Genomic DNA, 8,501 nt, shown 5'->3' with positions numbered 1-8,501 from the left:
GCCGGCGAGTTCCTGGACTATCTGGTGCAGGACGCCTCGACCGGCGTGATCCTGCTGTTCATCGAAGGCATTCGCGACGTCGACAAATTTCTCGCCGCGGCACGGCGCGCGGCCGAGCTGAACAAGCCCGTCATCGTCACCAAGGTCGGCCGTTCCGGCGCCGGTGAGCGCGCAGCCGCCTCGCACACCGCGAGCATGGCCGGCTGGTCGGCGGCGTACGATGCGGTATTCGCAAAGTACGGCTTCATCATTTCCAACGATCTCGACGAAGCCTTGACGATCGCCGCCGTGCTCGCCAGCAATCCGCTGCCGAAGGGTGATCGCGTCGCCGTGGYCACCGTTTCCGGCGGCGCCGGGATCTGGGGCGCGGATGCGGTGGCGCTGCGCGGCTTGCAGGTGCCTGAGCTCTCCGAGCCGATCCAGACGGAGATCAAAAAGCTGATGCCGTCCTACGGCAGCGCGCGCAATCCGATCGACGTCACCGCGCAAGGCGTGACCTCGGGCGGGCTTCAGAAGAGCGTCGACCTGCTCACGGCCTCCGACGAGGTCGACGCGATCCTGGTCGTGCTGTCGCTGTCGAGCGAGGTGCGGATGCCGTTCAAGGAATCCGAGCTGAAACCGGCGCTTGAAGCGCAGCGCAAACCGGTGGTGTTCTATTCCTACACGCTGCCGTCGGACTTTGCGCGCCGCGAGCTTGCGAAATCCGGCGTGGTCGTGCTGTCGGGCCTCACTTATGTCGGCGTCGCGATGCGGCAGCTGGTCGACTACGCGACGTTCAGCCTGCCCAAGCCTGCGGACCAGGCGCGGCCACCGGCGCGCGATCTCTCGGCGTATCTGAAAGCGCCAACTCTGTCCGAGGCCGACAGCAAGGCGATGCTCCGCGCCGCTGGCATCGTGCTGCCGGATGAGGTGCTGGTGAGGGACAAAGGCGGGCTCGACGAAGCAGTCGTCCGTGTTGGCTTCCCATTGGTGATGAAGATCCAGTCTCCGGATATCGCGCACAAGAGCGAGGTCGGCGGCGTGCGCGTCAACATCACGACCAAGGGCGAGGTGTTCCTGGCGTTCGAGGCCTTGCTCAACAATGCGCGCAAGCACCGGCCGGAGGCGACGATCCAGGGTGTGCTGGTCGGTCCGATGGCGAAGAAGGGCGTCGAGATCATCGTCGGCACGATGACGGACAGGACGTTTGGTCCCATGGTGATGGTAGGTCTCGGCGGCATCACCACGGAGCTGTTCCGCGACGTCGTCTATCGTCCGGCGCCGGTGAGCGCGGAAGAGGCCGGCGCCATGCTGGCGAGCCTGAAAGCCGCGCCGCTGCTGAACGGGTTCCGCGGGGCGGCCARGGCCGACGTCGCGGCGGTGGCGCAACTGATCGCAGACATCTCAGTGCTCGCCGCGCGGCATGCGGCGGAGATCGCGGAGATCGAGCTCAACCCGGTGCTGGTGCACGCAGAAGGGCAGGGCGTGACGATCGTGGATGCGCTGGTGGTGGGGCGGAGGTAGCCAGCCAAAAAATCAGTGTCGTCCCGGCGAAGGCCGGGACCCATACCCACAGGCAGTGGTTTGGCGAAGACTCGTGGTTACCAGCTTCGCGCCACAACGTCTCCCTGGGGGTATGGGTCCCGGCCTTCGCCGGGACGACAGCGGAGTGTGGGCCGCGGGATCAATCTCTAACGTCGTCCTGGACAAGCGAAGCGCAGGACCCATTACCCCAGGGAGGAGTTTGGCGAAGACTCGTGGTTACCTGCTTCGCGCCACAACGTCTCCTTGGGGTAATGGGTCCTGGCTTTCGCCAGGACGACGGCGGAGGATGTGGCCGCAGCCGAGCGATACGGTCGTCACCGCCCCCTGAAATTCGCGGCGCGCCGCTCTTCCGTGGCCTTGACGCCTTCCTTGAAATCTTCCGTCGCGCGCAGCCTGGTCTGCTCGGTGAGCTCGTGGTTGGTCGCGGCCATCACGCGATCGGCCAACCCCGCGCGCATCGTGGCGCGCGTAGAGAGCAGGCCGAGCGGCGAGCATTCGGCGATCTCGCCGGCGAGCTTCATCGCGGCCGCCTTGACCTGGTCCTGCGGCACCAGCTCATTGGCGAGGCCCCATTTGACGGCTTCCTCGCCGGTGACGCGGCGGCTGGTGTAGAACATCAGCTCGGCATTGTTCTTGCCGATCAGTTCGGGCAGCGTCACGGTCAGGCCGAAGCCGGGATGGAAGCCGAGCTTTGTAAAGTTCGCGGAGAAGCGCGCTTCGGGGCAGGTGACGCGGAAGTCCGCCGAGACTGCGAGCCCGAGGCCGCCGCCGATGGCCGCGCCCTGCACGGCGGCAACGATCGGCTTCTTGATGCGGAAGATGCGCACGGCCTGGATGTAGAGATGGTTGATCGGGCCGAGGTTGTCGGCGGGATCGCCCTTCTTCTCGGCTTCGCGCGCTTCCTGCGCCTGCCGCGCCGGATCGCCGAAATTGGCGCCGGCGCAGAACGCCTTGCCCTGCGCTGACAGCACTGAGCTGCGGATCTCGATGTCGCGGTCGAACTCGTCGAGCGCATCGGCGATCTGGTTGATCAGCGAGATGTCGAAGAAGTTCAGCGGCGGCCTGCGGATCTCGATGGTGCCGACATGCCCGACCTTCTCGACGCCGATATCTGTATATGTGCTCATGATGTCCTCGAAGAGTTAGCGCAGACCAAGTCCGCGCGCGATGATGCCGCGCAGCACTTCGGTGGTGCCGCCCTGGATGGTGAGTTTCGGTGCGGTCTTGATGGCGAAATCGAGCTGCCGCTCCAGCGTCTCGCGGTTGGTCGCGGTCTCCTCGACGAAGGCGGCGAGATCGCGCACGCGGTGCGGAAGCTGCTGCTCCCAGACCGTGCCGATGTCCTTGACGATGGAGGCTTCCACCACCGGCTCCTTGCCGGCCTGCAACATGCCGGCGACCGAGACCGACATGCGCCGCATGGTGTGGAGCTGCGCGACGAGCCTTCCGATGCCTTCGGCGCTGCGCGTGTCCGGATTGGGACCGACCGCGCGCACCAGCTCAGTCAGAACGTAATAGGTTTCCAGGAAGCGCTCCGGACCCGAGCGCTCATAGGCAAGCTCGGATGTCGCCTGCTTCCAGGCGCCGTCGACTTCGCCCAGCACGTGATCGTCAGGGACGAAGAAGTCGGTGAAGACGACCTCGTTGAACTCATATTGGCCGGTGATCTGGCCGATCGGGTTCACCTGGATGCCCGGCTGCTTCATCTTGACCAAAAACTGGGTCAGGCCGTGGCGGCGGTTTTCCTTGGTCGGCTGCGAGGTGCGGAAGATCGCGATCATGTAGTCGGCGATATGCGCCGACGACGTCCAGATCTTGGTGCCGTTGATGAGATAGCCGCCGTCGGTCTTGGTCGCGCGCGTCTTCGCCGCGAACAGGTCCGAGCCGGAGTTCGGCTCGCTCATGCCGATGGCAAAGCAGACCTCGCCGCGGCAGATGCGCGGCAGGATGTCCATCTTGATGTTTTCAGGGGCGTACTTCAAAAGCACCGGCCCGCTCTGGCGGTCGGCGACGAAGAAGCGCCGCGTCGGCGCGTTGGCGACGCGCATCTCTTCCGTCACCACGTAGCGTTCGAGGAAGGAGCGTTCCTGGCCGCCATATTTCTTCGGCCAGGTCATGCCCAGCCAGCCCTTGGCGCCGACCCGGCGCGAAAACTCCGGCGCGTCGGTGTCCTCGCGGTTGGGCTTGTGCGGATCGAAGGTGCCGGCGGCGATTTCCTCGGCGAGGAAGGCGCGCACTTCCTTGCGCAATTGCTCGCATTCGGCGGGCAGGCGGATCGGATCGAAACGGAGGGCAGCGGTCATGTGTGTCTCGTCCTTATGACTCAGCGCGACGCCACGAGCGGCCACAATTCGTCGGCGCCACGGTTGGCGACCAGCTTGCCGAGCTCGACGGCCCAGTGGCTTTCCGAACCGAAATCGTCGCGCCAGGCCAGCGCCCGCAGCGAAAAGCGGTGCAGGATGTGCTCGCTGGTGAAGCCGATCGCGCCGTGCACCTGGTGGGCGATGGCGCCGCCCTTTTCGGCTGCTTCCGCGCATCGGATCTTTGCCGAGGCAGCTTCGAGATAGACCTCGTCGTTGAACGACTTTGCGTTCGCGATCGCGTCGGCGGCCGAGGTCGCGGCCGCAAGTGCGGCGGCGGATTCGCCGGCAAGCCGCGCGAGATTGTGCTGCACCGCCTGGAATTTCGAGATCTTCTTCTCGAAGGCGACGCGTTCGTTGGAGTAGCGCACGGAGATGTCGAGCATCGCTTCCAGCGCGCCGGCGATCTGGAGGCTGCGCGCGACGCCGCCCATCAGCATCAGCGTGGTCTGGTCAAATCCCTTCGGCGCGGGCTTGATGGTGACGGGCTGCACCTTGTCGAGCGTGACGGTGTCGCTGTGGTCGTAACCGACATTGAGCCCGGTCTCGATCCGCGCCTTGCCCGCGTCGATCAACGCGATCGAGACGCCGTCCTGGCCGTGCGCCAGCACGGCAAAATGCTTCGCTGCCTTGGCGAACGGCACGCCGCGGGCGCGGCCGGAGAGCGCGCCGTCGGCATCGCGCGTGATCCGGTCCTTCGGCGAGGCCGGCAGCACCGTCATCTCGCCTTCCGGCGAGGCGATCTTCGCCTGTGCCAGCAGCCAGCCCGCCAGCATGGTCTCGGCCAGGGGAACCGCGACGGCGAAGCGGCCGGCGGCGTTCAGCAGGGCAAAGCCGTCGGCAAGGCTGGCGCCGGAGCCGCCGAGGTCGTCGGGCACCCACGACAACGGCAGGCCAGCCTCGCTCAGCGCCTGCCACAGCGGCGCCTGCCACGAATCCTTCCTGTCGTTGTTGATGGTTTGCGGATCGGCGAGATCGGCGAAGATTTTTTCCGCGGTCTCGACGACGATATTGTCACTCTCCGCCACAGCGTTCCCCGTGTTTTGCCATTGGCATGTCCGGTCCGGCAGACGGACGGAGATGCGGTCTCTTCTTGCGCCGGATGATCGGAAAAAGCCATGGTCCTGACAAGCGTTGATCGCAAGCCCATCTGCGGCGCCGGCATGGGCCGGGGATCGATCCGGACTAATTCCGCTTAGCGGAGTTTGCTCGATTTGCAGGGCGCGCCAAACTCGCTAAACAAGGCCGGTTAAATCCAGAGAGCCTGTAATAACGGGGAAGGAAAACCGGATGGCTAAGGACAGCTTGTGCGCAATCGTGACGGGGTCCGCATCCGGACTGGGGGCGGCGACCGCGGAAATTCTCGCGCGGAGCGGGGCGCGGCTCGTCATCAACTATTCGTCGAGCCAGAAGGAAGCCGAAGCCACGGCAGAGCTCTGCCGCAAGGCCGGCGCAGCCGAGGTGCTGGTGGCGCAGGGCGACGTTTCCAAGGATGAGGATTGCCGCAAGATCGTGGCTGCCGCCGCCGGCTGGGGCCGGCTCGACGTGCTCGTCAACAATGCCGGCATCACCAAGCACGTCGCCCATGCCGATCTCGACGGGTTGTCGGCGGAAGATTTTCAGCGCCTGTATGGCGTCAACACGATCGGCCCGTTCCAGATGGTGCGCGCGGCGCGCAGCCTGCTGGAGGCCGGTGCGAAGGCGTCGGGGCGGCCGTCGGCGGTGGTCAACGTGTCCTCGGTCGCCGGCATCAGCGGCGTCGGCTCGTCGATTGCGTATGCGGCGAGCAAGGGCGCGCTCAACACCATGACGCTGTCGCTGTCGCGCGCGCTGGCGCCGCTGATCCGCGTCAACACGGTGTGTCCCGGCTATATCGATACGCCCTGGTTCACCAAGGGCCGCGGCGAAGCGGGTGCAAAGCAGGTGCGCGACAGCGTGGTCGCGAAGGTGCCGCTGAAGGTCGCATCAACCGCCGATGACATCGCGCAGCTCGTCTGCTTCCTGGCGATGCCGGCCTCGAGCAACATGACCGGCGAGGTCGTGCGCATGGATGCCGGGATGCATTTGGTGACGTGAGTGGCGCTGCTTCGCGCGTCATACACTGGTGTCGTCCCGGCCTTCGCCGGGACGACACCATTTTTGTTGATAGACCACAGCCCAAAGTGACTGCGGCTACCCCTTGATCACGCCGCTCGCCACCAGCCGGTGCCAGATGAACAGCACCACCACGGCGCCGATGGTGGCCATGATGAGGCCGGCGCCCTGGTCCGGACCGTAATGGCCGATGGCCTGGCCGATGAAGGTCGCGAGGAATGCGCCGGCGATGCCGAGGATGGTGGTGAGGATGAAGCCGCTCGGATTGTTCGGCCCCGGCGCGAGCCAGCGCGCGATGAGGCCGGCGATGAAGCCGACGACGATGATCCACAACAGGCCGCCCATGCTCATGAGAGTGCTCCCCTTCCCGAGAACGCGTCGATCAGATTTTGATTAAAGTCTGCCCGAGATCTCGTTCTCGGTCGGCAACCGTCCGTCCGGCGTCAAATGATCGATCACCTGCGGCAGATACTGGCTGAGGCCTGAGAGCAGCTCGTCGCGCGACAGGCCGCTCTGGGCGGACAGGCTCTCGATCTGGTCGGCGCCGAGCGCGTTGGCGAGGTCGCCGGGCGCGATCGGCTTGTTCTCTCCCTTGCCGACCCAGGTGCTCGCCGTCTCGCCGTGGCCGCCCTGCTGGAGCTGGTTGAGGAGATCGCCGAGCCCGCCGCTCAGCACGGTGCCGGCCGCGCCGCCCGCAAGCAGGCCGCCGAGGCCGCCCTTGAGCAAATCGCTCAGGCCGCCGCTGCCGCCGGGAGGAGCTGCACCGCCTGTATTGACAGGCGTCGGCGGCGGCAGCGGTGACCGCTGCTGTGGCGCTGCGCCCGGTTGGCCCGCGGTCATGTGCTTGAACGCTTTCCAGGCGAGCAGGCCGAGCAGCGCCATGGTCATGGGCGACATGCCGCCGGAGGATTTCTCGGAGCTGGGCGTGCTCGGGCCGCGCGGGCCGTTCTGCATGCCGTTGAGGACGTCGAGTAGACCCATGGTGCTCTCCTTTGGCGTTCTCGTCGGCGAGGTCTCGCCGGCGACAAGCCCCCGGGGCAAAAACATATGGGGCTCTCATGACGGTTACAAGGCGAATGCGTCGCAACCGATGGGCAGCCGGAGCTGCCTCTGCTATCGAGGGCGGGACGTTAAGGGAGCAAGGTCTGGTGGTTGCGGATCGACCGATCGTGGTGGCCGGCGCGGGCGCCATCGGCTGTTTTGTCGGAGGCATGCTGGCGGCCGGAGGCCGCCGCGTTGCGCTGCTGGTGCGGCCGCGGGTGAGGACCGAGATCGAGCGGTTCGGCCTGCGCCTGACTGATTTCGACGGCTCGGAGACGAAGCTGGGTGCGGGCCAGCTCGCTTTGTCCGAGGACCCTGCGATCTTCCACAGCGCCGGTATTGTGCTGGTCACGGTGAAGAGTTCCGACACGGCCGACATTGCGGACCGGATCGCGCAGCACGCGCCGCAGGATGCGGTGATCGTGTCCCTGCAGAACGGCGTCGGCAATGTCGCGGTTCTGCGCGAGCGTCTCGGCGGCCGGCGCGTGCTCGCCGGCATGGTGCCGTTCAACGTGATCGCGATGGGCGATGGCCGCTTCCATCGCTCGACCTCCGGCGACATTCACCTCGAGGCCGACGAGGCGAATACGGCCGCGGCGCTCTCGGTGCCCGGTCTCGCGRTGCGGGCGAGCCGCGACATCACCGGCGTGCAATGGGGCAAGCTGATCATCAACCTGAACAACGCGCTCAGCGCGCTGTCCGACCTGCCGCTCGCCGCGCAATTGGCGAACCGCGACTGGCGAAGACTGTTCGCCGACCAGATGGCGGAAGGGCTGGCCGCGATGAAGGCTGCCGGCATCGATCCGGTCTCGGCGACGCCGATCCCCTCGTCCTGGACGCCGGCCTTGCTGAGATTGCCTGACGCGATCTTCAACCTGATCCTGGGACGGACCATGAAGATCGATCCCGAGGCGCGCTCATCGATGTGGCAGGATCTGAAGCAGGGCCGCAAGACCGAGATCGACCACCTCCAGGGCGTGGTCATCGCGCTGGCCGAACGGAACAGCGTCGAGGTGCCGCTGATGCGCCGCATTGTTGCGCTGATCAAGGAGGCAGAGACGGCGGGCCAAGGGCCGCCGGCGCTGACGCCGCGGCAGATTCGCGGGTAGCGCCTGAGTGCATGCCGCGCGACCGGAGGAGCAACGATGAGGCGTTTCGTGATGATTGGATTCGCGCTGGCCGTGTTGTGCGGCGCGTCCACGTTTGCTGAAGCCCGGCCGCCGACGGTCGTGAACTCTCCCGGCTATGACAGGCGATTGCAGGAGAGCAGGTCGCAGTTGGGCAGTTCACCGGCGACGGCGCCTGTGGCGACATCCAGGCGCAGCAAGAAGAAACATCCGAATTGATGCGCGGAGTCGCGTGCGCGCAGGTTGGCGCCACATGCGTCGTCCCGGCGAAGGCCGGGACCCATAGCCACCGAATGGGGTTTGGCGAAGACTCGTGGTGACCAGTCTCGTGCCGCAACTGCTCCCTGGGGTGATG

9 protein-coding genes are annotated in these 8,501 nt (G+C 66.1%); 4 read left to right on the top strand and 5 right to left on the bottom strand.

Translation table 11 applies throughout. The features are described 5' to 3' along the window. Positions 1 to 1,503 (top strand): acetate--CoA ligase family protein (locus ACXJL8_RS26250; protein ID WP_456685853.1); only part of this gene is annotated, 1,503 nt, incomplete at its 5' end. Between the two features lie 335 nt (positions 1,504 to 1,838). On the opposite strand, the gene ACXJL8_RS26245 is transcribed toward ACXJL8_RS26250, so the two are convergent. The 3 genes from ACXJL8_RS26245 to ACXJL8_RS26235 are packed head-to-tail and all read right to left on the bottom strand — an operon-like array spanning position 1,839 to position 4,912. Next, the gene (locus tag ACXJL8_RS26245; RefSeq protein WP_456619301.1) at positions 1,839 to 2,651 is read right to left on the bottom strand and encodes an enoyl-CoA hydratase/isomerase family protein; all 813 of its coding nucleotides are present in this window, start codon (positions 2,649 to 2,651) and stop codon (positions 1,839 to 1,841) included. 15 nt (positions 2,652 to 2,666) lie between these two features. Further along, positions 2,667 to 3,827, bottom strand: coding sequence for an acyl-CoA dehydrogenase family protein (locus tag ACXJL8_RS26240; protein WP_456619302.1), 1,161 nt, complete (start codon positions 3,825 to 3,827; stop codon positions 2,667 to 2,669). Positions 3,828 to 3,847: 20 nt separating this feature from the next. Then, complete coding sequence (locus ACXJL8_RS26235) at positions 3,848 to 4,912, bottom strand: acyl-CoA dehydrogenase family protein (RefSeq protein WP_456619303.1); 1,065 nt, start codon at positions 4,910 to 4,912, stop codon at positions 3,848 to 3,850. A gap of 262 nt (positions 4,913 to 5,174) precedes the next feature. Here ACXJL8_RS26235 and ACXJL8_RS26230 point away from each other — a divergent pair, with 262 nt between their 5' ends. Then, the gene (locus tag ACXJL8_RS26230) at positions 5,175 to 5,960 is read left to right on the top strand and encodes an SDR family NAD(P)-dependent oxidoreductase (protein WP_456619304.1); all 786 of its coding nucleotides are present in this window, start codon (positions 5,175 to 5,177) and stop codon (positions 5,958 to 5,960) included. Between the two features lie 96 nt (positions 5,961 to 6,056). Here the strand turns inward: ACXJL8_RS26230 and ACXJL8_RS26225 are convergent, their stop codons facing one another. Both ACXJL8_RS26225 and ACXJL8_RS26220 read right to left on the bottom strand, forming a co-directional pair. Beyond that, positions 6,057 to 6,329, bottom strand: coding sequence for a GlsB/YeaQ/YmgE family stress response membrane protein (locus ACXJL8_RS26225; protein WP_456619305.1), 273 nt, complete (start codon positions 6,327 to 6,329; stop codon positions 6,057 to 6,059). A 42-nt stretch (positions 6,330 to 6,371) separates the two neighbouring features. Next, positions 6,372 to 6,959, bottom strand: coding sequence for a YidB family protein (locus tag ACXJL8_RS26220; RefSeq protein WP_456619306.1), 588 nt, complete (start codon positions 6,957 to 6,959; stop codon positions 6,372 to 6,374). 167 nt (positions 6,960 to 7,126) lie between these two features. Between ACXJL8_RS26220 and ACXJL8_RS26215 the strand changes: the two genes are divergently transcribed. Together ACXJL8_RS26215 and ACXJL8_RS26210 are read left to right on the top strand one after the other, a co-directional pair. Then, complete coding sequence (locus ACXJL8_RS26215) at positions 7,127 to 8,128, top strand: 2-dehydropantoate 2-reductase (protein WP_456685852.1); 1,002 nt, start codon at positions 7,127 to 7,129, stop codon at positions 8,126 to 8,128. A gap of 36 nt (positions 8,129 to 8,164) precedes the next feature. After that, positions 8,165 to 8,365, top strand: a complete 201-nt coding sequence (locus ACXJL8_RS26210) for a hypothetical protein (RefSeq protein ID WP_456619308.1) — start codon at positions 8,165 to 8,167, stop codon at positions 8,363 to 8,365. Positions 8,366 to 8,501 lie beyond the last annotated feature (136 nt).

It is taken from the genome of Bradyrhizobium sp. P5_C11_2 (genome assembly GCF_054049755.1).
Note: the sequence above shows the minus strand (reverse complement) of the source record. Positions and strands in the feature narration are given on the sequence as shown.